Origin of the sequence: Bradyrhizobium sp. 141, assembly GCF_023074055.1 — a bacterium.
Taxonomy (GTDB): Bacteria; Pseudomonadota; Alphaproteobacteria; order Rhizobiales; family Xanthobacteraceae; genus Bradyrhizobium.
In genome coordinates, this window is the sequence record NZ_JADPKR010000104.1 from 45,676 (window position 1) to 69,678 (window position 24,003).

22 protein-coding genes are annotated in these 24,003 nt (G+C 62.7%); 9 read left to right on the forward strand and 13 right to left on the reverse strand.

Annotated features, from left to right (window positions below):
* Positions 1-55 precede the first annotated feature (55 nt).
* A complete protein-coding gene (locus tag IVA81_RS33305) occupies positions 56-382 on the forward strand; it encodes a hypothetical protein (RefSeq protein WP_247326181.1) in 327 nt (108 codons plus the stop codon).
* On the opposite strand, the gene IVA81_RS33310 is transcribed toward IVA81_RS33305, so the two are convergent.
* The 5 genes from IVA81_RS33310 to IVA81_RS33330 form a co-directional block, all read right to left on the reverse strand.
* A complete protein-coding gene (locus IVA81_RS33310) occupies positions 327-1,685 on the reverse strand; it encodes an integrase arm-type DNA-binding domain-containing protein (RefSeq protein ID WP_247326265.1) in 1,359 nt (452 codons plus the stop codon). The two genes, IVA81_RS33305 and IVA81_RS33310, sit on opposite strands and share 56 nt — an antisense overlap.
* Before the next feature lie 509 nt (positions 1,686-2,194).
* Positions 2,195-3,034: a universal stress protein gene (locus IVA81_RS33315; RefSeq protein WP_247326182.1), complete on the reverse strand. Its 840-nt coding sequence runs from the start codon at positions 3,032-3,034 to the stop codon at positions 2,195-2,197.
* Positions 3,035-3,140: 106 nt separating this feature from the next.
* Positions 3,141-3,530 (reverse strand): response regulator, encoded by a 390-nt coding sequence (locus IVA81_RS33320; protein ID WP_247326183.1) that lies wholly within the window; start codon positions 3,528-3,530, stop codon positions 3,141-3,143.
* A complete protein-coding gene (locus IVA81_RS33325) occupies positions 3,527-6,568 on the reverse strand; it encodes a GAF domain-containing protein (protein WP_247326267.1) in 3,042 nt (1,013 codons plus the stop codon). The genes IVA81_RS33320 and IVA81_RS33325 overlap by 4 nt, the downstream gene beginning before the upstream one ends.
* 263 nt (positions 6,569-6,831) lie before the next feature.
* Entirely contained in the window at positions 6,832-7,509 is a 678-nt protein-coding gene (locus IVA81_RS33330) for a hypothetical protein (protein WP_247326270.1), read from the reverse strand.
* Between the two features lie 292 nt (positions 7,510-7,801).
* Between IVA81_RS33330 and IVA81_RS33335 the strand changes: the two genes are divergently transcribed.
* Positions 7,802-8,575, forward strand: a complete 774-nt coding sequence (locus IVA81_RS33335; protein WP_247326184.1) for an SDR family NAD(P)-dependent oxidoreductase — start codon at positions 7,802-7,804, stop codon at positions 8,573-8,575.
* Positions 8,576-8,602: 27 nt separating this feature from the next.
* On the opposite strand, the gene greA is transcribed toward IVA81_RS33335, so the two are convergent.
* The 3 genes from greA to IVA81_RS33350 all read right to left on the reverse strand — a co-directional run bounded on the left by greA (position 8,603) and on the right by IVA81_RS33350 (position 10,135).
* Positions 8,603-9,085, reverse strand: coding sequence for a transcription elongation factor GreA (gene greA, locus IVA81_RS33340; RefSeq protein WP_247326186.1), 483 nt, complete (start codon positions 9,083-9,085; stop codon positions 8,603-8,605).
* Positions 9,086-9,153: 68 nt separating this feature from the next.
* A complete protein-coding gene (locus IVA81_RS33345; protein WP_247326187.1) occupies positions 9,154-9,639 on the reverse strand; it encodes a hypothetical protein in 486 nt (161 codons plus the stop codon).
* A 160-nt stretch (positions 9,640-9,799) separates the two neighbouring features.
* Positions 9,800-10,135, reverse strand: coding sequence for a hypothetical protein (locus IVA81_RS33350; RefSeq protein ID WP_247326188.1), 336 nt, complete (start codon positions 10,133-10,135; stop codon positions 9,800-9,802).
* Between the two features lie 260 nt (positions 10,136-10,395).
* Between IVA81_RS33350 and IVA81_RS33355 the strand changes: the two genes are divergently transcribed.
* A complete protein-coding gene (locus tag IVA81_RS33355) occupies positions 10,396-10,629 on the forward strand; it encodes a DUF3551 domain-containing protein (RefSeq protein ID WP_247326189.1) in 234 nt (77 codons plus the stop codon).
* Positions 10,630-10,760: 131 nt separating this feature from the next.
* Complete coding sequence (locus IVA81_RS33360; RefSeq protein WP_247326190.1) at positions 10,761-11,738, forward strand: ABC transporter substrate-binding protein; 978 nt, start codon at positions 10,761-10,763, stop codon at positions 11,736-11,738.
* Between the two features lie 145 nt (positions 11,739-11,883).
* Here IVA81_RS33360 and IVA81_RS33365 read toward each other — a convergent pair whose 3' ends face one another.
* The 3 genes from IVA81_RS33365 to IVA81_RS33375 form a co-directional block, all read right to left on the reverse strand.
* Entirely contained in the window at positions 11,884-12,834 is a 951-nt protein-coding gene (locus IVA81_RS33365; RefSeq protein WP_247326191.1) for an ABC transporter substrate-binding protein, read from the reverse strand.
* A gap of 1,126 nt (positions 12,835-13,960) precedes the next feature.
* Positions 13,961-14,479 (reverse strand): hypothetical protein, encoded by a 519-nt coding sequence (locus IVA81_RS33370; RefSeq protein WP_247326192.1) that lies wholly within the window; start codon positions 14,477-14,479, stop codon positions 13,961-13,963.
* Between the two features lie 36 nt (positions 14,480-14,515).
* The gene (locus tag IVA81_RS33375) at positions 14,516-16,063 is read right to left on the reverse strand and encodes an acetolactate synthase large subunit (protein WP_247326194.1); all 1,548 of its coding nucleotides are present in this window, start codon (positions 16,061-16,063) and stop codon (positions 14,516-14,518) included.
* Between the two features lie 238 nt (positions 16,064-16,301).
* Here IVA81_RS33375 and IVA81_RS33380 point away from each other — a divergent pair, with 238 nt between their 5' ends.
* Positions 16,302-16,880, forward strand: coding sequence for a L,D-transpeptidase (locus tag IVA81_RS33380; RefSeq protein WP_247326195.1), 579 nt, complete (start codon positions 16,302-16,304; stop codon positions 16,878-16,880).
* Positions 16,881-17,078: 198 nt separating this feature from the next.
* A complete protein-coding gene (locus IVA81_RS33385; protein ID WP_247326196.1) occupies positions 17,079-17,894 on the forward strand; it encodes a DUF2927 domain-containing protein in 816 nt (271 codons plus the stop codon).
* A gap of 188 nt (positions 17,895-18,082) precedes the next feature.
* Here IVA81_RS33385 and IVA81_RS33390 read toward each other — a convergent pair whose 3' ends face one another.
* Positions 18,083-19,207, reverse strand: a complete 1,125-nt coding sequence (locus IVA81_RS33390; RefSeq protein ID WP_247326197.1) for a threonine synthase — start codon at positions 19,205-19,207, stop codon at positions 18,083-18,085.
* Between the two features lie 326 nt (positions 19,208-19,533).
* On the opposite strand from IVA81_RS33390, the gene IVA81_RS33395 reads away from it, so the two are divergent.
* The 3 genes from IVA81_RS33395 (at position 19,534) to upp (ending at position 22,828) form a co-directional block, all read left to right on the forward strand.
* Positions 19,534-20,790: a GTP cyclohydrolase II gene (locus tag IVA81_RS33395; RefSeq protein ID WP_247326198.1), complete on the forward strand. Its 1,257-nt coding sequence runs from the start codon at positions 19,534-19,536 to the stop codon at positions 20,788-20,790.
* Positions 20,791-20,797: 7 nt separating this feature from the next.
* Positions 20,798-22,036, forward strand: coding sequence for a URC4/urg3 family protein (locus IVA81_RS33400; protein WP_247326199.1), 1,239 nt, complete (start codon positions 20,798-20,800; stop codon positions 22,034-22,036).
* Positions 22,037-22,198: 162 nt separating this feature from the next.
* The gene (upp, locus tag IVA81_RS33405) at positions 22,199-22,828 is read left to right on the forward strand and encodes a uracil phosphoribosyltransferase (RefSeq protein ID WP_247326200.1); all 630 of its coding nucleotides are present in this window, start codon (positions 22,199-22,201) and stop codon (positions 22,826-22,828) included.
* A 61-nt stretch (positions 22,829-22,889) separates the two neighbouring features.
* On the opposite strand, the gene IVA81_RS33410 is transcribed toward upp, so the two are convergent.
* Positions 22,890-24,002 carry a M48 family metallopeptidase gene (locus tag IVA81_RS33410; protein ID WP_247326201.1) on the reverse strand — a complete coding sequence of 371 codons (1,113 nt, stop codon included), beginning with the start codon at positions 24,000-24,002 and terminating at the stop codon, positions 22,890-22,892.
* Between the last annotated feature and the right edge of the window lies 1 nt (position 24,003).

A 24,003-nucleotide genomic window follows, 5' to 3' on the forward strand; every position in this document is an offset into this window, starting at 1 on the left:
CCCGCCCAAGAAGCGACCAGGCGATTACACAAGAGCCTCGTCGTGAGAGTTGACGATGGGCCACTTGAAGGAGACGCTCCGCACCATGAAGCGACCTCGGAAGAATCGCGGCATGCCGCCGCCCGCGACGTTCGATATCGATTCGCTGCCGGGCAGCTCAAATTTAACGGCATTAGAAACGGCCGCCGTGATCCGGCGCACGCCTGGAGCCCTGGAGCTATGGCGGCGCAATCCGAACCACCCGCTGAAATGGCGCTACGTCGATGGCCGCCCGCTTTACCGAGTTGATGCGCTGCGCGACTATCTGGCCGGACGCGATGAGACAACTAAGTCGTCGCAGCCGCATAATGGTCGCGAAGACGGCCAAGCAATTCGGCCTTGATGGGATCGAGCGGATTCGTCCGCTGCAGGCGCACGACCTTGCCTCCCCGTTTCGCGCCGACCAACTCCGCGATGTAGTCATGAGCAGCTTCGAACGCCATCTTGCGGATGATCCACTGTTCGTCGTGATTGTAGACCTGATCGATCCCGCGCGGCTTTTGCCCGACACACAACCGCTGGATTTCGTTGTCATAGCCGCAGCGTGACATGATGGTTCGCAAGCTGCGCCTTAAGTCATGCATTGTGAACTTGGCGACACCCGCTTCCTTGACCAGGCGGTCGACCAAGCTTGTGAAGCCCGACATCTGGCCGCCGGTCTTCGGTGACGGGAAGACATAGTCCGACGTCGCACGCTGGAAATGTTTTGCGGCCGTAAGCACCTCGTCAACGAGGTAGGTACGCGGCACGTCGTGGTAAAGGCCCATCTTGGTCCATGCTGCATCGAAAGTGATGCGGTCATCCATGACGTGATTTTGCCACTCGATCATGGCTGGCTCGCTGCGGCGCGGGCCACCAAGTAGGCACATTCGTGTCAATAGCCCAAACGTCCCAAGCTTGCCGGATGCGTGCCAGACTTTGATGATCTCCTCGTCGGTCAGCGCCCGGCCCTTCGTTCGGCGTCCGACCCGCTGCGCGCGCGTCTCCTTGGGCACGCGATAGCCGGCGAGCACGTTGTGCTCGACGTAACCTTCGCCGACGCACCATTCGAGGAACGTGTGCGTGTGCTTGCGCAAGTCCTTTGCTGCGCCGCGCTTGCCGGTCTTGCCGATGCTGTCCACCGCCGCCATGATTTGCCGTCGCGTGAGCTCGGCGATGGCGAGGTCGAAATGATCTTTCAGACCGCGTCGGAGTGCCGACATAGCCGGTTTCCAGTTGACGACCTGGCGCCCGGTCAGGGACATTTCGTAGGGTCCATCTTCAACGATCAAGGTCGCCAGTGTCGTGCACTGCCGCTCGGCCAGCGCTTGCCGCTTCGCCTCGCGCTTGCCCTCATTGGGATCGATCCCAATGACCACCTCCCCAGCGACGACGGTGGCGGCCCTGCGCGCGGCCTTCTCATTGAATTTGGGCCATGCACCCAGCGTCTTGCGTTGGGTGCCTTTCGTCCCGGACTTTGTGAACATGAAGACCCAGGTCCTGCCACCAGTCGCGCGCATCCTGATCGCGAGCCCCGGCTGCTCTGTGTCGTGCAGATAGTGCTGCGATTTGCCCGGCGGCAGCGTCGCCGCACGGATCGCCGCGTCAGTGAGTCTCAGGTAATTCGTCGTTCCTTCAGCTCTGAGAGATTCTTTACTCTTTTCCATCGTTTGTGCTCTCGCTCCTTGCGCCCTGAGACGGGTCGAGGCGATTCTAGAAGAAATGGACCACAAGCCATTGCCTCCGCGTTCCCAGTTTGTGTGCCCTAAGGGAATTCCTCCGAAGGGCACGGCAGGGACATACAAAATGTGGTAAGGCCAACCAAGGCCAAGGATGGTCCATTATGGCCACAAGTCTTTACCTTACAAGGACTTTTACAATAAGACTATGGCTGGATTAGGTTGGCTACAGTCCACCAATTGTGGTTCACACGGGAGAGGTCCAAGGTTCGATCCCTTGTGCGCCCACCATCCATCTTCCTGAACCCCAGCCGGTTGCGGACGATCACCAGGCCTCATGGCTGTTCGGGTCCATCCAATCCAAAACGTCGAAAACAACCCCATGCACAGTAGACGGCGTCAGCCGGATCAATAGGTTACGTCTTTTGCGAATTCATTTTGCTTCGTCGGGCAAAACAGGGGCATGATGTCATGGTCGGGAGAACCTGCCTACGGCTCTAATGAGCCATCAGGACAGGCAAGTCCGCGTGTTCCATGATGTAGCTGGTCGCCCCGCCGAATATCATTTGCCGCAGCCGCGTGCGCGTGAAGGCGCCCTTGATCAAGAGATCGCAGCCGTCAGCCCTGGCGGCCTCGAGGACCGCCTCGCCGGTATCGCGATTCCCCAGCTCAACCCTTATCGCCTCGGCTGCAATGTCATTGTAGCGCAGTTGCTGGACGATCCGATCCGCAGATGGTCCTGGCACCTCCTGGCCCCCAATGACGGTTAGAACCGATACCCTTTCCGCCAAGCGAAGCAACGGCATGGCAAATGCGTTTGCCCGCGCTTGCTCGGTGCTTCCGTTCCAGTGGATCATGATGTTTGTCGCCACGCTTCCTGGTGCATTCAACGGCGCCAGCAGGACGGGCCTGCCGCTCTCAAACAGCGCGGATTCAATCGCACGACGGTGAGGGCCCGCAGCATCAATGTCAGACCGTGCCATCACGATCAGATCGAAAGCGCGCCCATAATTTCCGACAAAGTCTTCGCCCTCGGGCGCGTTCTCCAGCCAGCCGAAGCATGGCCGAGCTGAACCCGCGATGGCTCGAGGAATGTCGTGCTTCAGCATGAATGCTTCGAAGAAGTTGCGCATGTCGTTCAATTCGGCCTCGCTCTTCGCCTCATACGAATCCAGGAGGATGCCGGTAGCCAATTCCGCGGCCACATATGGTGGGATGCCGAATCGAAGTGGAAAGCCTTCGATATAGGCGCCGCAACGCTGCGCGAGGCCTACGACGACATTGAGCGTGGATGTCATCGTCGGAATATTTTGAAGCGGGACCAAGAGCGACTTCATTTTCAACCTCCCGGTGTTTTTCGGTGAACATTGAGGTCAGATGCCCTGCGATAATTCCACCTTGCGAGCCGTTCCGGCTTGTCATCGACCACGAGAATGGTTGCGGTCACGCGGCCTGCTCAAGCCTTGTGTCTATCTCCTGGCGCAGCGCCGCGAAGTCGATTGGTTTGGTCATCAGGTCGGTTGCGCCGTTGGCCAACGCTTTGCGCCTGGTCTCGGCGTCACCATAGGCCGTGATCATGATGACCGGCACATCGGGGCGGGCCGAACGCACGATGGGCAGCATCTCCAGCCCGCTCATCCCGGGCATGTTGATGTCGGACAGGATCAGAATCAGGGTGGCATCCTCCATCTCGACCGCGCGCTCCAAGGCCGCGGGCGCGGACGATGCGAACTCCATGAGAAAGCGGCCGGCGCGCAAATCGCGCCGAAACTGCTGGCGAAACAAGGTCTCGACGTCCGGCTCGTCGTCGACGACCAATATGTAGACGCTCAACTTCTGCCTCCGGTCCGCAATGGTGCCGCCAGCGTACGCGGCAGCGTAATGATGAACTCGGTATAATCGCCGGGCTCGGTATCGACCTCGATGCTGCCGCCGTGCTGCTTCACGATGATGTCGTGACAGATTGAAAGGCCGAGGCCGGTGCCTTCGCCCGCCGGCTTGGTCGTGAAGAATGGATTGAATATCTTCTCTCTCACGTCGGCCGGGATGCCGGCGCCATTGTCGCGAATCCGGATTTCCACGGAGCCGCCGAGATTTGTGGTCGTCGCGCGCAGCCTTGGCTCGAAGCCGTCGCCGGTGGCGTCCCTTTGTTTGCTCGCGGCGTAGAATCCATTGGAAACGAGATTGAGGACCACCCGCGTGATTTCCTGCGGATACAGCTCGAGCGCCCCTGCGGAGGGATCGAGATTCCTTTCAAGCGTGATATCGAAGCCTGCTTTTTCAGCGCGCGCCCCGTGATAAGCAAGGTTGAGACTTTCCTCGACGATGGCGTTGATATCGGCCGAGCGGCGCTCGCCTGCACCCTCGCGAGAGTGCAGAAGCATATTCTTGACAATGGAATCGGCGCGCGTTCCGTGCTGCACGATCCTTTCCAGATTGCCCTGCAACAAGTGTATCAGCGCGTCGATGTCCTGCCTTGCTGCCTCGCCGAGCGCGGCTGAGCGCAGCCCGTCGCGGAGCTCGTCGATCAGCTCGGAGGACAGCGCGGCGAAATTATTGACGAAGTTGAGCGGGTTCTTGATTTCATGTGCAATGCCGGCGGTGAGTTGCCCGAGCGAGGCAAGCTTCTCGGTCTGGACCAGCCGATCCTGCGCATTTCGAAGTTCCTCGAGCGACTGCGACAATTCCATGGTGCGCTTGCGCAGTTCATTCAGCAGGCGTGCATTCTCGATTGCGATTACGCCCTGGTGCGCGAAATTGGATACGAGTTCGATCTGCTTGTCTGTGAAGGGCTTAACTTCCTGCCGGAAGATCGTGATGGTGCCGATCAGCTGATCTTCCTTGAGCATTGGCACGATGACGAGGGTCCTTGCACCGGCAAGGTCGGCAAGCGCGCGAACGTTCGGGTTGCCTTCGACGTAGGGCGGCTCAGTCCTGATATCGTCGATATGAACTGTCTGATGAGTTTTCTCGACGGTGCCGAGCCCGCTCGCCGGGTGCGGGCGAATTTTCTGGGATAGCCGGGTAGCGATATAAGCCTGTGGCGCGTTATGCAGCGCAACCGTGCGGAAGCCGCCGTCCTCGTAGAGATTCATGGTGCCGAAGCCGGCGCCGCAAATGCGCGTCGCATTCTCCAGCATCTTGTCGAAGACCGCGGTCAAGGCGCCCGATGAAGCGCTTATGATCTCCAGCACCTCCGACGTTGCCGTCTGTCGCTCCAGCGATTCGTTCAATTGCTCGAACAGACGTACGTTGCCGATGGCGATAACCGCCTGATCTGCAAAGGTCTGAAGCAGGTTGATCTGCTTCTCGCCGAACGGGCGCACCTCCGTACGACGCAGCACGATCGCACCCATGCTCTCGCCTTCTCGCAAAAGCGGCACGCTCAGGACGGTCCGAACGCTGGAGCGAAGCGCATATTCCCGTCCCGTCGGGAATTCCTCCCCTTCGGGCCCGAGCAGGTCGTGCACATGAACTGTGCGGCGATCGATAATGGCCCGGCCGGTGGGCGATTCTGCACTGATCGATCGTCGGCTCCACACCACGGGAACTTGGCCATGGTGCGCCTGGATAACGAGATCGTCGCCATCCCTCAGAACCACCAGCGCATCATATGCCTCGCAGAGTCCGCATGCGCTTTCCACAATGGCCTGGAGCACCGGACCGACCTTGGTCGGCGAGGACGCGATCACCCGCAGGATATTGGCACTGCCGGTCTGGTACGTCAGCGCCTCAGACAGGTCTCGCGTCCTGGTTTGCAATTGTTCGAAGAGCCGTACATTCTCGATGGCGATCACCGCCTGGTCGGCAAACGTGGCGACGAGTTCGATCTGCTTTTCCGTGAAAGGCTCCACGCGCCTGCGAGCGATCACGATCGCGCCGATCGGCTCGTTCTCGCGCAGGAGGGGAACACCGAGCGCCGTGCGCTGACCGGCCATCGTCGTGGACTCCCGCAGGCCGTATTCGGGATCGGCAGCAACATCGAGAATCTGCACCGGTCTGCGTTCCAGCACGGCCCGACCTGTGACCGTGCTCCGTCCGGGGGTAATCGGGTGAACCCGCAGAAACGCGATGTATTCCTCGGAAAATCCTACGGCTGCTCCGGCCTGATATTCATCACCCTCACGGCGCATGATGAACGCCATCTCCGCTTCGCACAGCCGCGCCGCCGAATCGACCAGCGTGTTGAGCACGGTTTGCAGATCGAAGGTCGAGCGGCTGATCACCTTCAGCACATCGGCAGTCGCCGTTTGCTGCTGGAGCGATTCGGCGAGGTCGCGCGTCTTCGCCTGCACCTCGTCGAACAGCCGCGCGTTCTCAATGGCGATGACGGCCTGATCGGCGAAGGTCTGCAAAAGTTGCACATGGTGTGAAGCGAAGGTACCGGGCTCGGCTCGCGTTACGCTGATCATGCCGATCACCATGCCGGCGGTCGTGAGCGGAACGAACAACATGCTGCGAAAGCCGCGGGCGCGCGCGATGAACTTGATTTCGTTCGTCAGCGCTTCAGTGTCGGGAGTCAGTACTACCCTGCCCGCCTGGACCCTTGCGAAACTCTCAAAATCGGCAATCGACCGTGGGAACATATTCTTCAAGGCCTCATCGGCGGCAGAATTCGTCGGCGTGAATGCCGCCAAATGGGCCGTGCCCTCGATGAATCGGAATACGGTCGTCGAAAAACCGCCGAGCAAGGCATTGGCCCGCCTCGCAATTGCATCGAATACCGGCTTCACCTCTGATGGCGAACTGGCGATGATCTTGAGAATGTCCGCGGTGGCGCTCTCGCGATCTTGTGCGGCGCGCAGTTCAGCCAGAAGCCGCGCGTTCTCTTGCTGCAAATCCGCCACCACGTCGTGATGAAGCGCGGCCATCATGAAAATCCACGGCGCCAGCCGATTCGGGGCCGACGAAAAATATGATCGAGAAAGCGTCCGGAATTATTCCACTCTCGGGCCCTTCCTACCAGACTTATCGTGAGTTGATTTTCAACCAATTACCCGTCAACCCGATCCTCGGGCATACCTCAGCTTCCTCCCGGCGGTGCTCTTGAAGCCGGTGGCTCCGGGACCCAAGATTCGGTGCTTTTTGCGCCCGCCCTCCTTCCTCCTGAAGACGGAGCGAGGGCGAGACCCCCTCACGCAACCCGCTCCGGCCGCCACGCCGCGTACAGACCGACGAGGGTCCCGATGGCGACCAGTGCTGCCGCCAGCAGCAGCTGCAGTTCCCCGTCATCGGTGGGGCCTACGGACGACACTATTCTGGTCACGACGACGAACAGAATGCCCACGGCAGCCGCTGCGCCCACGCTGAGATAGGCGAGCTCTCGCGTCAGGCTCCGGCCGAGAAGTCCGAGTGCCGTGAAATACATCGCGCAGGCGTTGGGATGAACGAACAAGGCCACGCGCGCGTAAGGACCGTAGGCGTCGAACAGCTGCTCACATCGGCTCAGTGCCGCTTTCGAGGCCACCCGCTGCAGGAACGGCCTGAAAAAACGAGCCTGTCCGTAGCTCAAGACGGCGCCAACGATGATGGCGAGCCACGCCACGGCAAAGACGGAGAGATCCGCGGACTTCGGATTGAGCGCCACGGACATCAGGATGAGGGCGGTTCCGGGAAAATAGCCGAAATACGGGAAGATCGACTCCAGCAGCACACAGACGAACATGAAGACCGGAAACCACCATGAACCGGTCGCACTCTGGACGATGGCGTTCAAGTCGAAGAGATCGGTCTTGTACAAGACGAGGTACATGCACATGGCTAGTCCAGCCAGCACGTAAAACGGTAACGCCCCCGACAGAAACTGTCTCATCCAACCATCGCGTTTTGTTTCGCGGACACGGCGAAGACCATCGATATCAGGATAAGACGACGGAAAGGCATGGCTCATGCTGTAGGCGAATGAGATTGCTCCTGTCGAGAGCAATCTTTGCCTCCGCAATCTTGGCGTCGCTTTTGTCGACGCGCCCCCCGCGCGCCTCCTTTTGCGGAACGCAGCTCAAGCGTGAGTGTTGAGCGCGATGACCTTGGCTCGATGGTCCAGGTATCGGAAATGATCCGCCGGCGCTGTAGAGTGCGTTCAGAGAGAGCCAAGGGAGCAGCGCATGGCAACGGTATTCATCACGGGAAGCACGGACGGTCTTGGCCGGGCGGCGGCACAATCTCTGCTGGAGCAAGGTCACCGCGTGGTCCTGCACGCGCGCTCGGTCGATCGCGGCGCAGCACTGGGTGAGCTCACGTCGCGTGCCGCGGGGATGGTCGTCGGTGATCTCGGAAGCGCGGCAGAAGCGAGGAGCATTGCCGACCAGGTCAACGCGATCGGGCGCATGGATGCGGTCATCCACAATGCCGGCGTTTACACCCGGCCGAGCCGTGGCTCGACGCCGGAAGGCCATGCCGAGACTCTGGCCATCAACACGCTCGCCCCGTACATGCTCACGGCTCTGATCCAGCGGCCCGGCCGATTGGTGTATCTCAGCAGCGGATTGCATCGCGGCGGAGAGGGCTCGCTGGACGATCTCGACTGGACAAAGCGGCCCTGGGACTCGGCCAAGGCCTACGCCGAGAGCAAGCTGCACCTAGTCGCCCTGGCGTTCGCACTGGCGCGGCGCTGGCCCGGCGTCCTTAGCAACGCCGTCGATCCCGGATGGGTGCGCACGAAGATGGGTGGTTCCAGTGCTCCGGTCGATCTCGACACCGGGCAACGGACCCAGACATGGCTGGCGGTGAGCGAGGAGTCCGCTGCCCTGGTGAGCGGGCGCTACTGGCATCACCTGCGGCAGGAGGCGCCAGCCGATCAGGCGACGGACCCGAAATTTCAGGACGAACTCATTGCAAAATTGAGCAAGCTCACGGGCGTTGAGCTCCCGCAGGCTTGAAGCGGGAGCCAATGGACGTTGCACCCGCTACGCGATCGCCAGAATCTCGATCTCCTGCGCGCCTGAGCCCGCGACATCGCCGACCGCCTTCCCCATCAGCGACCGCGCGACCGGTGCGACGAACGAGATCGATCCAGCCTTCGGGTCGGCTTCGTCCTCGCCGACGATGCGATAGGTCTGCACGCGGCCGTCAGCGCGGCTGAAGGTCACGGTGCTGCCGAAGGCAACGATATCTGTCGAGGTTGGATCGGGCACGAGCTGCGCGGTGCGCAAGCGTTCCGTCAGATAGCGGGCATCGCGCAAGGGCACCGCCGATTGCCGGCGTTTCTCGTTGACGTCCTCGATGGCTTGCGCGGCTTCATAGGCCGCGCGGGCCTCCGCAAGCTGCGCCTGCAACGCCTGCAGGCCTTTTTCCGTCACGAGGTTCGGATGCGGCGAGATCGGGCGATCCGGCAACAGCGTCTCGGACGCGGTCTCGGCGCTTTCTTCCTTGGTAAAGGCGACGCTCAATTTGGAATCCTGTCGAACTGTCTTGGCTGCCAGCGCGGGCGTGTTCCGCCGCCGGTGATCGAGCCAGACTATATCTCAAGTTCGACGAAACGACGGAGCTTGAAGACGATATCCGGCATGGCCTGGCGGAACCGTGTTGCATTCTGGAAATTGGTCGAAAACGGCGCGAAGGTGATCATCGCGTTCCAATGCCGGTAGCCATAGACCGTGACCGAGGCGCCGGTTGCCGGAAAGTTCTCCAGCTTGCGCAGCTCGCCCAGCACGAGATCGGCGATCGCTTCCGCAGGCAACAGCTGTCTGCCCTCCCGCGTCGTGATAATTTTCGCGGGCTGCTCGACCGGCTCCGCGGCCGCCGGCGCAGCGTTGGGCATATCCTCCTGCCCGGTTGAGGCCGCCTCGGCGATGGGCGCGGCAACCGCTTCCGCCCCGTTCAAGGGCACTGTCGGCGGCCCCTCGGTGAGCGGCGGCGGTGCAACGCTGTCTGCGCGCTTGTTGCCTCCAAGGATGCTGCTGATCATGGCCACAAGGCCAGCATCCTTCACGTCGTCGCTCATCATTCCCCCCGGGATTCGGCCTACTCTAGCACTGCTCTCGCAGACCGCCACCGGGGATGTGAGGTCGAAAGCCGCCCGGCCAGGGCCGTCCTTCGATGGCGCGTCCCTCGAAGGTGCCGGCGGCGCAACGGCTGAGCACGTCGCGCCGCCATGCGATCGGCTACTGCTTATCGAACGGAATATATTGCTGGTACTGCTTGGGCACCGAGCTGCGATAGCGCGCGGGCACGGTGCCGCTGTCGACCGAGTGATCGATCTCCTGCTGCCGCGTCATCTTTTTCTTCGCCGGCTTCTTCGACGCGCTCTTCTTGGAGTCGGTCGGCTGGCTGGAGCTGTCGGTGGCCGCAGCCGGTGCCGCCGTCGTTGCCGGCGCAGTGCTTGTCGCCGCAGGCGCCGCGGTTCCGCCGGCAGCGGGCGCGGTCTGGGCCGACGCGAGCGGTGTTTGCATGATGAGCGCCAGCGCCGCTGTCGCGGCCAGCAAGTATGACTTTTGCATCAGAACCTCCAAAATTGCCTCGTCCGAACCAGGCCAAACCTAGGCCTGCGGCATCGACGCCTGCAAGTCTGTCAACATTAGGTCTGATCCTGCGTGAGAACTGTGGCCGAGATCACATTGCTCGCCACCGGCTGCGTCACGATGTACCTCGCCTCGAACGCATCCGGCGTCGCGGCGACCAACACAGCATGACCGTGCGTCAGACAGGCCACGGGAACGCCAAGGCCCGGCGTTCCGCCCCACAATCGAAGGAGACTGAAATGCGTCGCACCATCCTCACGCTTGCATCGTTCGCAACCTTGATCGCCGCGTCGTTGTCGGCAGCTCCGGCCCAGGCCGCCAGCGACAGATACTGCCTGCAAGGCCGCAGCTGGGGCTATCCCGGCAACTGCCAGTTCGCGAGCTACCAGCAATGTGCGGCGAGCGCCTCCGGCACATCGGCCTATTGCGGCATCAATCCGCGGTACGCGTATTCGCAGCCCTACTCTTACTGATGAAGCGGCGGCGTGCGCGCATGACGCGCGCGCCGCCACAGCCCCAGCAAACAGGCCTGAACGAAGCGAGAATTGCGTTACCCAATTGGTCGGGGATGTGACAAGCTAGAATGCGGGCACTGGAACATCGGATGAAACGCAGGCAGCTCCTGACTCTTCTCGTAGGTGCGGCAACTGCCAGGCCGATCCGAAGCTTCGCGCAACAATCAGTCAAGCGACCGGTACTTGGCTTCCTAGTGGCAGGATCGCAGGCCTCGCACGGGGCATGGGTGACGACCTTCGCGCAGCGGCTGTCAGAACTCGGATGGGCAGACGGGCGCAATGTCAGGATCGAGTACAAGTGGGCGGCTGGGGATGTACAGAAGACTGAGGAGTTTGCAGGCGATTTCGTGCGGCAGAAGGTCGATGTAATCGTCACGTCGGCATACGGTGTAGTGGCCGCCAAACAGGCAACGTCTACCATCCCGATTGTATTTGCAGCCTACGGGGATGCCGTAGCCAACGGCTTTGCCGCAAGCCTCTCTCGACCCGGCGGCAACGTGACGGGACTTTCCATCCAGCCAGGTGAGCTGAGCAGCAAACGTCTCGAACTACTAAGGGAGGCTATTCCGAGCGTTCGGCGTCTCGCTGCATTGGTCAACATCAATTATGCAGGCCTAAAGCAAGAGCTCGCCGGTATGCGGGTCGCATCCGCAAGAATGAACATAGAGCTCAATGTGATCGAGATAGCGACAGCCAACGACATTGAGCCTGCGATGGCCAAATTGTCCGGCCACACCGATGCGCTATATGTTTACAGCGAGCCTCTTACCAACGCCAACAAAAGCCAAATAATTGCGGCGACCGCCTCCGCCAAAATCCCGACCATCTTCGCATTCAGAGAATTCGTCGACGCTGGGGGCTTGCTCTCGTACGGACCGAACTTCAGCGACCTTTTCAGTCGGGCTGCAGAGTATACGGACAAGATTTTGCGCGGAGCAACGCCAGCAGACATGCCTATTCAGCAACCCGTGAAGTTTGACCTGATTATCAACCTCAGGGCGGCCAAGTCGCTGGGTGTTAGCATTTCAGATAGTGTTCTTATGCGCGCCGATGAGGTGCTCGAATGACTATAATCCGCTCCATTTGTCGACTTGGGATCACAGGCGGACGAACGAAGCTAGATCAGCGATGTCCGTTCTCGCTTTGAAAGCGTCGAAACAGGAAAGCAGCAAGGGCCAATTGCTGCTGTGAGTAATCCCAGCGTACCCGGTCTTATTCAATCACCTCGTCGGCGCGCATCAGGAACGATTCAGGAAGCTTCAGTCCGATCGCCTTCGCCGTTTTGAGGTTGACTGTCAGAAAGAACCGTGTGGGCTGCTCGATCGGCAAATCAGCAGGATTGGCTCCCTTGAATATCTTGTCGACGAGCGCCGCCGAGCGGCGGAGGAAATCCTTGATGTCGTATCCATAACTGAGAGTCCCTCCGTCGACCACATATTCGCGGTGGCCAAACGTCGTTGGCAGGTTGGCCTTCATCGCGAGCTCCGCAATACGTCTGCGATGCAGGGCGAAGACGGCATCAGTGATGACGACAACGGCCTCGACACGCTGTTGGGCAAAATGAATGAAGGCATTATCGATCTCGTCTTCGTTGCGCGCATCCGCTCGCCATATCTCAATAACGGTTCGTTGAGCCGCCGCCTGAGCCGTTGCGAGCCCCGGTACGGTCGTCGGGCTATCCGGGTTGGCAAGAACGCCGATACGCGCGAGCTTGGGCAGGATCTCCGATAAAAATTCAATCTGCTTGGAAATCGTGCTCTCGTGTGAGGTCGCAAGGCCGGTGACATTGCCACCTGGCCTCGCAAGGCTGGAGACGAAGCCGCTACCAACCGGATCGCTCACGTTACTCATGATGATCGGTATGGTGCTCGTTGCGTTCCGCATCGCGGAAATGGCCGCAGGCGTGCCTAAGACGACAACATCGACATTCAAGCGAACCAGCTCGGCGGCAAGTTCGGGAAATCTGTCGTAACGTCCTTCGGCATAGCGGTATTCGACGACGTAGTCGCGCCCCTCAATATAGCCCAAATCGCGCAGCCCCTCGATGAGCCCGACACTGACCCGCGACGATCCGGCCGGCGTCCCTCCGATCAAGTGTCCGACGCGCCAGGGCTTTCGCGCACCTCGCTGAGCCCGCGCCGCGAGCGGCCAGGCTGCTACCATAGTGGCAATCGCTGCTATGATCTCTCGCCGTCGCATCGCTCGCCCCTAAGCACTGGACGAAGCACAATATCGGCTCTGCTAAGCAAACTGATATAAGGAAGAGATTGGGCCTGGCCCAAGGCCAGAAGGGCGCGGCCCGATGTCTCAGTCGGGTCTGATCCACATTTCGTGATCGTTCATTGAACTGTCCTATCAGCCTGCTTGTGTTGGCAAGTAGGTAGGACGATGAGCTCCTTTGACCCGATGGCCGCGGCGGTCGATTGGCTGGACGCTCCGCACAGCCAAGATCGAGACGGCGAGGGAGCGCTGATTTCATACGTCGTGCAGGAAGGCGTTGTCAGCGCAGCTCTGAGGTTTAATGCCGCTGGGGACATCTCGTCGCACAACCGCGGCCCTACGGATCAGGTTCCAACCGTCATTTCCATGGTGGCCGCGCCAGCGTGGATTCGAGCTTGCCGATAATTATTCTGGTTTAGTCGTTTGGCGAATTGCTTCGTCCGGTTCCCGCTCGAGGCTCTGCCTGTCTTGCAATACGCTCGGCTGCGCTCACGCGCATTCGCAAGTCTTCTAACTCTGAAAACTCGGAAAGAAGCCAGTCGAAACGCTGTTTCAGAACAGCCGTGCGATCATCAGCATCCATTGTAGGCCCTACGACACGCAAGAGACCCCGCCCGATAACCGGGAAAACTGTGCAAGTCGCAAATGCGGTGGCGAGGCTGCAGTTCCCACTGATATGTCGCGAGCGCGTAGAGAGCGACATCGCGGGAGGCATTGAGGTGGCGGCTGTCTGATATCGAGGCGCGCTTCATCTGCACCGATTGCGGCACCGCGGCGGTGAGGTCAGGCCGAACTTCGATGATCGCCAGTGACGGCCCCGGCCGTGGGGGCTTCTGAGGGGTGGAGGCCGGGGCCGCTGGAGGTGCTTGGACCTTGGGAAGGCCAAGCGCCCGCAGTCTAGGAAATTTCGGCAATGAGCTCTGTTCGCTTTCGCACATTGGCATATGGCTCCCTTGCGCAACCGAGGAGCTGCAACAAGGACATGCGGACTTGATTGAAAAAGCTCCGCGCGAATGTGGCGGAGGACTTCCGCTTTGGCCCTCGCAATCTGCCCCTATGAGGACACGCGCTACTGCGCTGCGCCGAGGTCGATCTCTGCGAGCCGCGTCTCGAACCAGCGCGACTGCGCCTCGTCGACGAGCCCGCTGACATAGACTTCCGACATCGTCACGTGGTGCCGGTCCAGCACCAGCAGCACGCCGATCCAATACGGAAACCAGACGTGCACGTCGGTCAGCGCGCGCAGCTTGTGCTGATCGTGCTCCAGCGGCGTGTGATTGCTCGCCTTGCGGATCTCGACAATGAGCAGATTGTTCGGGATCTCGCGCTGATGCACGGCGACATCAGGGTAGATCGACTTTCCCAGATGGTCGTCGGTCGAGATGATGGTGCCGTGCGGCAGGTGCAGCGTACGCTCGCCGAGCCGGTCGTAGTTGCAATCGACCGACCAGCCGGAGAACTGCTTCTCCAGATGCACGGCGAAGCGGTGCGTGACCGCGCGCTCGCCGATGTCCTTCTCGAACAGGAAGCCTTCGTGGGCGTAGAAGTCCCGGAGCGCCGCGATCACCTTGTTCAGCTCGGTCTGCATCGTGCCTCCGGGCCTTTGGCGCGTGCGGCGCCGCCTTTACATCTGGACTTCGATCAGCCGCGGCCCGGGCTCGGCGACGGCCTCGGCCAGCGCCTTGTTGAACTCGTCGGCATTGGTGACGGCGCGGCCGGGCACGCCCATGCCCTTGGCCAGCGCCACGAAATCCAGCGTCGGACGGTCGAGCCGCAGCATGTCGTTGGCGCGCTGGCCGGGCTCGCCGGCGCCGACATTGTCGAACTCGCCGCGCAGGATCTGGTAGATGCGGTTGGCGAACACGATGGTGACGATGTTGAGGTTCTCGCGCGCCTGCGTCCACAGCGACTGGATCGTGTACATCGCGCTGCCGTCGCCGACCATGCAGATCACTTTGCGGTCGGGACAGGCGATCGCCGCACCGATCGAGAGCGGCGTCGAGAAGCCGATCGAGCCGCCCATGTTCTGCAGCCAGTCGTGCGGCGCGGCGGCCGCCGTCGGCGGGAAGAACGCGCGGCCGGTGGTGAGCGATTCGTCGACCAGGATCGCGTTCTCGGGGATCGCGTAGGCGATCGACTGCGCGATCGAGGCGTGGGTCAGCGCGCCGGTCGGCTTGAGCAGTTCCTGCGACGCCTGCGGCTTGACGTCCTTGGCGCTCGCCTTCACGGCGCCGGCCAGCGCTTCGAGCGCTGCGACCGAGTTCTCGCCCCAGGAGGTCATGCGATGGACGTCGCAGCCCTCGGGCTTGAGCATGCTCGGCCTGTTCGGATAGGCGAAGAACGCCACGGGATCGTCGGACTCGACCAGCACGATGTGACGGAACTTGGCCAGCATCGGCAGCGCGTTCTCGATCACGTAGTGAATGCGGTCGATCGAGTAACGGCCGCGGCCGCGCGCCATCTTGGGACGGAAGGTCGGGCCCATCACGGTGCAGCCCGTCTTGGCGGCGATGCGCTCGGCCAGCGCCAGGCCCTGCTCGCTCAGCGCGCTGCCGGTCATCAGCAGCAGCGTGCCCTCGCCGTCGCCATGCAGGATTTTTGCGGCCTGCTCGACCGCCTGCGGCGAATAGCTCGCGCGCCGCTGCTCGGCCGGAACCTCGGCAATGCCGTCGGCCTCGTTCCAGGCGGTGTCGGCGGGCAGGATCAGGGTCGCGATCTGCGGCGGCGCGCTCTTGGCGGCGGCAATGGCTGCGGCACCGTCAGCGGCAACCGATTTGGCATCCGGCGAGGTGCGGACCCAGGACGACATCGGCCGGGCCAGGCCCTCGATGTCGGACGTCAGCGGCGCGTTGAAGCCGATGTGGTAGACCGCATGCTGGCCGACGATATTGACGATGCCGGAATTGGCCTTCTTGGCGTTGTGCAGATTGGCAAGGCCGTTGGCGAGGCCGGGACCGAGATGCAGCAGCGTCGAGGCCGGCGTTCCCTTCATGCGGAAATAGCCGTCGGCGGCGCCAGTCACCACGCCTTCGAACAGGCCGAGCACGCAGCGCATGCCGGGGACGCGGTCGAGCGCTGCGACAAAATGCATCTCGGAGGTGCCTGGATTGGTGAAGCAGACATCCACCCCACCCTTGACCATCGTCCGCACCAGGCTTTCCGCACCGTTCATCAGAGGCTCCCGCAACCGGCCATGTCCAAATATCCGTTCGATCAATCATTGTTCGCGCGTTCCGTCAAAGCAAGAGGCGGCATCGCTGCCCTGCCCCGCGCGACGATGCGCCGGTGGCATGGTTGCCGATTTGATAACGACCGCGGCGGATGATGTCCCTCACGGGGCCGTGGCTTGCGAAAAGCCCGCAAATATGGCCTGTGGCCTTTGTTGAATCGATTTTTTGCTGGGGGATACAATGATTCGGTTTTTTGCCGCGCCGATTGCCGCCATCGCACTGCTGTCGGCCGCGGCGGGCGGCGCGGTCGCCGAAGAGTTCGACTCGCGCGACATCATGGGCGGCGGCCCGAACTTCTTCCGTTCCGGCGCCAATCCCGTCCCCCGCACCACCGTCATGTATAACGGCAATTACGCGCCCGGCACGATCGTGGTGAACACGAGCGAGCGGCGGCTGTATCTGGTGCTCCAGAACGGCCAGGCGCTGCGCTACGGCATCGGCGTCGGCCGTGACGGCTTCCGCTGGGGCGGGGTCCACAGGATCACCGCCAAGAAGGAATGGCCGGACTGGACGCCGCCCTCGCAAATGCTGGCCCGCCGGCCCGACCTGCCGCGCCACATGAAGGGCGGCGTCGACAATCCGCTCGGCGCGCGCGCGATGTATCTGGGCTCGACCCTCTACCGCATCCACGGCTCCAACGAGCCGGAAACGATCGGCCAGGCGGTCTCCTCTGGCTGCTTCCGCATGACCAATGACGACGTCAGCGATCTCTACGGCCGCGTCGCGGTCGGTACCACGGTGGTGGTTCTGAATAACTAGAGCCGAGTGAACTGCCGTAGGGTGGGCAAAGCGAAGCGTGCCCACCAATTCTTTGGTTATTGTCGAGAGATGGTGGGCACGGCGCTTTCGCGCCTTTGCCCACCCTACGGCACCGTGTTTGAACACAGCGGGAACCCGCTGAGCGCGTGAATTTGCGGACTTGTGTGCGCGACGCGAATGCGGCAGCGTCGTACGACGATGAGCGCACTCCACTCGCCCGCGCCTGGCCTTCGCATCGCCCTCCTGGTGCTCGCCGCGCTCACATTGGTGCCTGACACCGCTACCATGGCCGCCGCGGGCGAATTGCCCGCGATCTCGTCGCGCCAGCGCACCGAGAAAAAGAGTTTTACCGACGGCGAGATCGTCGACGGCTTCCTGAAGACGGCGTTCGGCGCCGAATATCACCTCGCCGGCCGCGTCGACCGCATCCGCAAATTCGACGGACCGGTGCGCGTGTTCGCCGAGAGCGACCGCACTGACCGCAAGGCGCAGCTCGCAAAGGTCGTAGCCGATATCGGCAAGCGCGTGCAGCATCTCGACATCGCCATGATCGACACCAACGAAGCGGCGAATGTGCGCGTGAAGCTGGTGCGCGACCGAGATCTCTTCCGCACCATCTCGAGCTTCTACGGCGCGGAGAAGGCGCGCGAGATCCGCACCTCGCTCGACCCGCAATGCCTGTCCGGCTTCCGCAAGAACGACAATTTCGAGATCGAGCATTCCGACGTCATCCTCACCGTCGACAATGGCGACTTCGTCTTCCTCGACTGCGCCTACGAGGAGCTGCTGCAATCGCTTGGGCCCATCAACGACACCGCGAGCGTGCCCTGGACCATGTTCAACGACAACGTCTCGATGGGCTATTTCGACGTCTACGATCAGCACATCCTGAATTTGCTGTACGACCCCCGCATCAAGGCAGGCATGACCGTCGCCGAGGTGAAGGCGGTGCTGCCGGCCGTGCTCACCGACGTGCGCGCGTGGGTGAAGCAGGTGAATGATTTGAAGGAGTGAGGTGTTTCTACGCGGAGTGACGATTCTTCCCCTCTCCCCTTGTGGGAGAGGGTGGCTCGCCGCGGAGCGGCGAGACGGGTGAGGGGTATCTCTCGGCGAGCACAATTCTCATTTAAGTGTGCGGAGACATACCCCTCATCCGGCGCTTCGCGCCACCTTCTCCCACAAGGGGAGAAGGAAGAACACACTTACTGCACGAGATCGGCCACGGTCGTTGCCGCCTTCAGCCCGGTGCCGGTGAGGACCGCGACCGTGGTCTCGTTTGCCTTGATGGCTCCAGCCGCGGAGAGTTTGTCGAGCGCTGCCGCCGCGCTGGCGCTGGTCGGCTCGGCGAACAGGCCTTGCCGAGCAAGACGCCGCAGGGCGGCGACAATCTCCTCCTCGGTGAGCGCGACGGTGCCGCCGCCGCTCTCGCGCAAGGCGCCGATGATCTCGCGCAGGCGCAGCGGATTCTTGATGGCTGTGCCTTCGGCGATGGTCTTGGTCACCTCGCGGGGTACAGGCGTGTCGACACCGGCCTTGAAGCTGGCATCGATCGGCGAACAATTTTGTGGCTGCGCCGCGAACAGGCGCGGCAGCTTTGCGATCTGACCGGCCTTGCGCAGCTCGCGGAAGCCAAAGGCGCAGCCCAAGAGACTGCTGCCGGCGCCGACGGGAACGATGACGTTGTCGGGCGCGCGAAAGCCGAGATCTTCCCAGATCTCATAGGCGAGCGATTTGGTGCCTTCCAGAAAAAACGGCTGCCAATTGTGGCTGGCATAAAAGGTCTGGCTCGACTGGCGGATGGCCTCGGCCTCCGATTCCTCGCGTGGTCCCTCGACAAGCTGCACCGCGGCGCCATAGGCACGCACCTGCGCGATCTTGGCCGGCGAGGTCGAGGCCGGCGCCAGAATCTTCACGCGCATGCCGCCGGCAGCCCCCAGCCCCGCCATCGACGAGCCGCCATTGCCCGACGAGTCCTCCAGAATGGCATCGACCCCGATCTGCCGCAGGAAGGACAACATCACGGCGGAGCCGCGGTCCTTGAAGCTGCCGGTCGGGTTGAACCATTCGAGCTTGAACAGCGGGCGGAGATCGCCCCAGTCCTGCTGGACCAGCGGCGTGCAGCCTTCGCCGAGCGTGATCGGATTTTTGATCTCGACCGGCAGCGCCGCCCGGTAGCGCCAGAGCGAGCGCGTGCGGGTGTCGATCTCCTCGCGCGAGATCCCCGCCCCCGGCGTCACCAGCAGCGGCGTGCGCTCGTCCGAGCACCAGCGTGGCTGGTCAAGGGAATAGAGCTGGCCGTTGCGGGGATCGATGTAGCTGGCGGGCATGGCAGTCTCCGGGGCAGAGCCGATCCGGTCGATATGTCCGAATAATCAGGTTTTATCCAGTCACCTGTTTGGACGGCGGAGGCGCCGCGCGCCCCTTCAAAAATTCGAACAATTACATAGATATAGGGAACGTTCCGGCGTCGTTCACTGATCGGAGCGGCGGCGGAAACGGGCCTTTGGACCGCCCGTACGATTAACTTGTCTGTCGTGCCTTGCCGCTACACTATGTTGGATTGAGCTTGCGTCGCCGGTGTTCCTCAACCGGCAACGCGACCGAGCCAAGGCCCGTCCGAGCGGCGGGCCGTTGGCTTTTTGGGAGTTTGGTCATGAGCCGCGCGAACCGTACCGACCATATCCGCCTGACCTCGCATCCGGAGCCGGGCAAGAAGTCCGCCTTTCCGATCCACTGGGGCGCGGCCGACGCGCGCGCCCGCGGACCGGTCATCGGCACGGTGTCGCGCACTGGTGATCGCAACGTGATCGGCAGCCATGGCGGCTCCTATGCGATGTACCGCGCACTCGCGGTGTCCGCTGGCGCGCTCGATCCGATCCGGCGGCCAGACCTCACCAACACATTTCCGGCGGCGACCATCGGCCCGTTCGAGCAGTGGCAAGATCCGGCAAAGATCGTCGCGCTCGATCCGTGGGGACATCTCGTCGCCGAGAACTTCGGCAAGGACATTGCGGAGGGTGTCGACATCCGACCGAGCATCGCGGTGACGCGGGCGCGGCTCGACCTGCCGGAGATCCGCGAGGCGCTCGCGGCAAAACGGCTGCGCGCCGACGGCGAGGTCGTGCACGCCAATGGCAGCGTTTCGGTGGTGAAGATCGCGATCGATCCGGTCTGGTACCTGCCCGGCCTTGCGGCGCGCTTCGGCACCGCCGAGACCGAGCTGCGGCGTACGCTTTTCGAGCAGACCGCCGGCATGTTCCCCGAGCTCGTGACGCGGCCAGACATGAAGGTGTTCCTGCCGCCGATCGGCGGCACCACGGTCTATATGTTCGGCGACGTGACAAAACTGCCCGACCATCGCACCAAGATCACCTGCCGCGTGCATGATGAGTGTAACGGCTCCGACGTGTTCGGCTCCGACATCTGCACCTGCCGGCCCTACCTCATCCACGGCATCGAGGAATCCGCGCGCGGCGCTCAGGACGGTGGGCTCGGGCTCGTCGTCTACAATCGCAAGGAAGGCCGCGCGCTCGGCGAGGTCACCAAATTCCTGGTCTACAACGCGCGCAAGCGCCAGGAGGACGGCGATGCGGCCGCGGCCTATTTCGAACGCACAGAATGCGTAGCCGGCGTCCAGGACGCGCGCTTCCAGCAATTGATGCCGGATACGATCCACTGGCTCGGCTTGAAGCGGATCGACCGCTTCCTCTCGATGAGCGACATGAAACATGACGCGCTGACTTCGCAGGGCATCGACATCGTCGAGCGCGTGCCGATCCCGCCGGAGCTGATCCCGGCCGACGCCTATGTCGAGATCGCCGCCAAGAAGGCCGCCGGCTATTACTCGACCGACATCGCGCCCGAGAAGGACGTGGATGGCGTGGTCGGTCGTTCGCTGGAAAAATATTGATCGCGCGATGGCGGGGGTTTTGGAACGACAGGCGCGCGCGCTGCTCACCGCAACAGCGGTTCGCGCGCGGGCCGGCGAGATGCTCGAGATTGGCCTTGCCGGCGGCTTGAGCCACTTCACTGTTGATCTCGACCGCATGGATGGCGTTGCCGAGGCCGTGCTCGCGGTCACGCGCAAAGCCTATCCGACGCTGGACGTGCCCTTCCACGCACGCTGGCGGCACTTTGTGATTGGCGGCGTCGATCGCTGGGCCGGCCTTGCGAATATGGTCTCGTGGCCGGATCGCGCGGCAAGGGCGCGCGCGGAATTCGACCTTGCGATCGTCAGCGTGCTGCTCGATGCGGGCGCGGGCGCGGCGTGGCGATATCGCGACGCTGTGACAGGAGAAAGCATCGGCCGGTCCGAGGGGCTCGCGATCGCCAGCCTCGACATGTTCGCGAACGGTCTTTTTTCGCGCGATGCCGGTTCGCCCTTGAGGGCCGATGCGGATGTGCTCGCGCAGCTGCCCCCCGCCTCCCTCACCTCTGCGTTTCAGGTCAGCGATGCCAACCCTCTGCTCGGCCTCGAAGGGCGTGCGGATCTGCTGCAGCGCCTGGGCAAGCAGGTTGCGAATGACCCGGAGATTTTTGGACGGCATGACACGCCACGGCCGGGCGGGTTGTTCGATCACATCGCGGCGCAAGGCGTCGGCGGCACTGTCGCTGCGCCCACCATTCTGTCCGCGGTGCTGAAGCAGCTCGGACCGATCTGGCCATCGCGGCTGGAGCTCGCGGGCGTCCCGCTCGGCGATTGCTGGCACCACCCGGCGATCAAGGCGGACGACGGAACGGCAGGTCTCGTGCCCCTGCACAAGCTGTCACAATGGCTGAGCTATTCGCTGATCGAGCCGCTGCAGCGCGCCGGGTTCAATGTCATCGATATCGACGGGCTGACCGGACTTGCCGAATACCGCAATGGCGGCCTGTTCGTCGATCACGAGGTGCTGCGCCTGCGCGACGCTGCGGACGCCGAGCGCGCGCATGCGGTGGATTCGTTGCTCGTCGTGGAATGGCGTGCGCTGACGGTTGCGCTGCTCGACAGGCTCGCCGAACTGGTTCGCGCCAAGCTCGGCCGCACGCGCGAGACATTGCCGCTCGCCAGCATTTTGGAAGGCGGCACCTGGGCCGCCGGCCGTGCCATTGCCTTCGCGCGCCGTCCCGATGGTTCGCCGCCGCTCAAGGTGATCAGCGACGGTACGGTTTTCTGAACCCTCTCCCCTTGTGGGAGAGGGTGGCTTCGCGACAGCGAAGCCGGGTGAGGGGTTCTCTCCGCGGGCTCATCTCTCACTGGAGTTCGCGGAGAGAACCCCTCATCCGGCGCTTCGCGCCACCTTCTCCCACAAGGGGAGAAGGAAGAAAGGCAACCGATTATGGAAGGCGTCACGATCGTCCATCACCCGCTGGTGCAGCACAAGCTGACCCTGGTGCGGGACAAGTCCATCTCGACAAAATCCTTCAGGGAGCTGATCAAGGAGATCGGCATGCTGCTGTGCTATGAGGTGACGCGCGATTTGCCGCTCGCCGACACCGTCATCGAGACGCCGCTGGCGACGATGCACTCGGCCAAGATCGCCGGCAAGAAGCTGGTGTTCGTGCCGATGCTGCGCGCCGGCACCACCTTCGTCGACGGCATGATGGACCTGGTGCCGACCGCGCGCGTCGCCCATATCGGGCTCTATCGCGAGCCGCACAGCTTTGCGGCGGTCGAATATTTCTTCAAATCGCCGTCCGATCTCAGCGAGCGCCTCGCGATCGTGGTGACGCCGGTGGTCGCGACCGCGAACACGGCGGTCGCCGCCATCGACCGGTTGAAGGAGCGCGGCGCCAAAGACATCCGCCTCGCCTGCCTGATCGCCGCTCCGGAAGGACTCGAGCGGCTGCGCGGCTTGCATCCGGACGTGCCGATCTGGACGGCTGCGGTAGACGAAGGCCTCGACGAGAATGGCTTTATTCTCCCGGGCCTCGGCGACGCCGGCGACCGCGCTTACGGGACGCGGTGAGCGAAAAGCTTATTCTGACGCTTTCTTCACGCGAACCGGTATCCACTTCGCTCTAAAACGCTCAGATCTTCCCGCTGCCGCAAACGCTCTTCAGCGCCTGCCACTCCTTGTCCGTCAATAGTGGCGGGCCGCTGACGGGACGATCCTCCCTGGTCATGCGGGCGAGGCGGTCCTCGGTCAGGGGGTGACTGGCGAGGATCGTCGTAAGCGTGGAGCCGCCTTCCTTGCCGGTGACGCGGAACATCAGCTCGGCCGCGGGCTTCGGCGAGCGGCCGAGCTTGTGCATGACCTCGATCGCGAACGTATCGGCGGCGGTCTCGGCCTCGCGCGAATAGGAGGCTTCGACGAGGCTGCGCGAGGCAAAGATCACCGCGCTCGAACCGGTGACGTCGCCGAACAACAGGCCGATCAGGAACGAGGTGCCGCCGTTGTAGATCAGCCCGCGCATATTGTCGTGATGCTTGAGATGGCCGAGCTCGTGGGCGAGGATGCCGGCGAGCTCGTCGGGGCTTTCAGCCTTGTCGAGCAGGCCCTTGAGCACGAACACCTTGCCGCCCGGCAATGCAAAGGCGTTCGGCACCGCCGTCGGCAGCACGCCCGCAGTCATGGAATCATCGTCGAGACCCGCGGCATCGCGCAGGCGGTTGACGAGCTTCGTGAACGCGGCCTTGCCTGCGGGATCTTCGCACACGCTGCGGCCGAAGATGGTCTTCATCTGGACTTCGGCGGCGTCGCCAATGCGCCGCTCGACTGGCTTGGGCACCAGCGGCGCAAGACGGTCGGCGGCGAGCGGCACGCCAAACAGGACGACGCAGACGATGGAGACGGCGGCCGCCACCGACCAGCCAACGATTTTGGCGACACCGCGCCGCGAGGTCTGATGCTCGTCGAGGCGTATGCAGCGAGTAATCACATCTGCCGCGAGCGCAGCGTCGCGAATTTCGAGCCGCGCCAGGGACGGCGCGGATGTCGCGGCCAGGCGCAAAATCCCGGCCGGGCTGTCGGCGCGGCGGATGTCGGCATACGCCCAGCGCACGGGCGTTCCGCCCTCCTCCACGATCTCGAGGGCATCACCGAGCGTCAGCATCACCTGACGCCTGCGGCTCGACACGCCGTCGAAGAAGATGGTCGGCTTTACGGACTGCGCCGGCGCCTCGTTGGACAACTCACTCACA

Bases quoted from the DNA above. Each gene is read 5' to 3' on its own strand.
- IVA81_RS33315 (WP_247326182.1), bottom strand. From the start codon at position 3,034: ATGAAGTCGCTCTTGGTCCCGCTTCAAAATATTCCGACGATGACATCC.
- IVA81_RS33360 (WP_247326190.1), top strand. From the start codon at position 10,761: ATGAAACGCAGGCAGCTCCTGACTCTTCTCGTAGGTGCGGCAACTGCC.
- IVA81_RS33305 (WP_247326181.1), top strand. From the start codon at position 56: ATGGGCCACTTGAAGGAGACGCTCCGCACCATGAAGCGACCTCGGAAG.
- IVA81_RS33330 (WP_247326270.1), bottom strand. From the start codon at position 7,509: ATGAGACAGTTTCTGTCGGGGGCGTTACCGTTTTACGTGCTGGCTGGA.
- IVA81_RS33355 (WP_247326189.1), top strand. From the start codon at position 10,396: ATGCGTCGCACCATCCTCACGCTTGCATCGTTCGCAACCTTGATCGCC.
- IVA81_RS33325 (WP_247326267.1), bottom strand. From the start codon at position 6,568: ATGGCCGCGCTTCATCACGACGTGGTGGCGGATTTGCAGCAAGAGAAC.
- IVA81_RS33385 (WP_247326196.1), top strand. From the start codon at position 17,079: ATGAGCGCACTCCACTCGCCCGCGCCTGGCCTTCGCATCGCCCTCCTG.
- IVA81_RS33335 (WP_247326184.1), top strand. From the start codon at position 7,802: ATGGCAACGGTATTCATCACGGGAAGCACGGACGGTCTTGGCCGGGCG.
- IVA81_RS33375 (WP_247326194.1), bottom strand. From the start codon at position 16,063: ATGAACGGTGCGGAAAGCCTGGTGCGGACGATGGTCAAGGGTGGGGTG.
- IVA81_RS33310 (WP_247326265.1), bottom strand. From the start codon at position 1,685: ATGGAAAAGAGTAAAGAATCTCTCAGAGCTGAAGGAACGACGAATTAC.
- IVA81_RS33395 (WP_247326198.1), top strand. From the start codon at position 19,534: ATGAGCCGCGCGAACCGTACCGACCATATCCGCCTGACCTCGCATCCG.
- IVA81_RS33380 (WP_247326195.1), top strand. From the start codon at position 16,302: ATGATTCGGTTTTTTGCCGCGCCGATTGCCGCCATCGCACTGCTGTCG.
- upp (WP_247326200.1), top strand. From the start codon at position 22,199: ATGGAAGGCGTCACGATCGTCCATCACCCGCTGGTGCAGCACAAGCTG.
- IVA81_RS33345 (WP_247326187.1), bottom strand. From the start codon at position 9,639: ATGAGCGACGACGTGAAGGATGCTGGCCTTGTGGCCATGATCAGCAGC.
- IVA81_RS33365 (WP_247326191.1), bottom strand. From the start codon at position 12,834: ATGGTAGCAGCCTGGCCGCTCGCGGCGCGGGCTCAGCGAGGTGCGCGA.
- IVA81_RS33350 (WP_247326188.1), bottom strand. From the start codon at position 10,135: ATGCAAAAGTCATACTTGCTGGCCGCGACAGCGGCGCTGGCGCTCATC.
- IVA81_RS33390 (WP_247326197.1), bottom strand. From the start codon at position 19,207: ATGCCCGCCAGCTACATCGATCCCCGCAACGGCCAGCTCTATTCCCTT.
- IVA81_RS33400 (WP_247326199.1), top strand. From the start codon at position 20,798: ATGGCGGGGGTTTTGGAACGACAGGCGCGCGCGCTGCTCACCGCAACA.
- IVA81_RS33370 (WP_247326192.1), bottom strand. From the start codon at position 14,479: ATGCAGACCGAGCTGAACAAGGTGATCGCGGCGCTCCGGGACTTCTAC.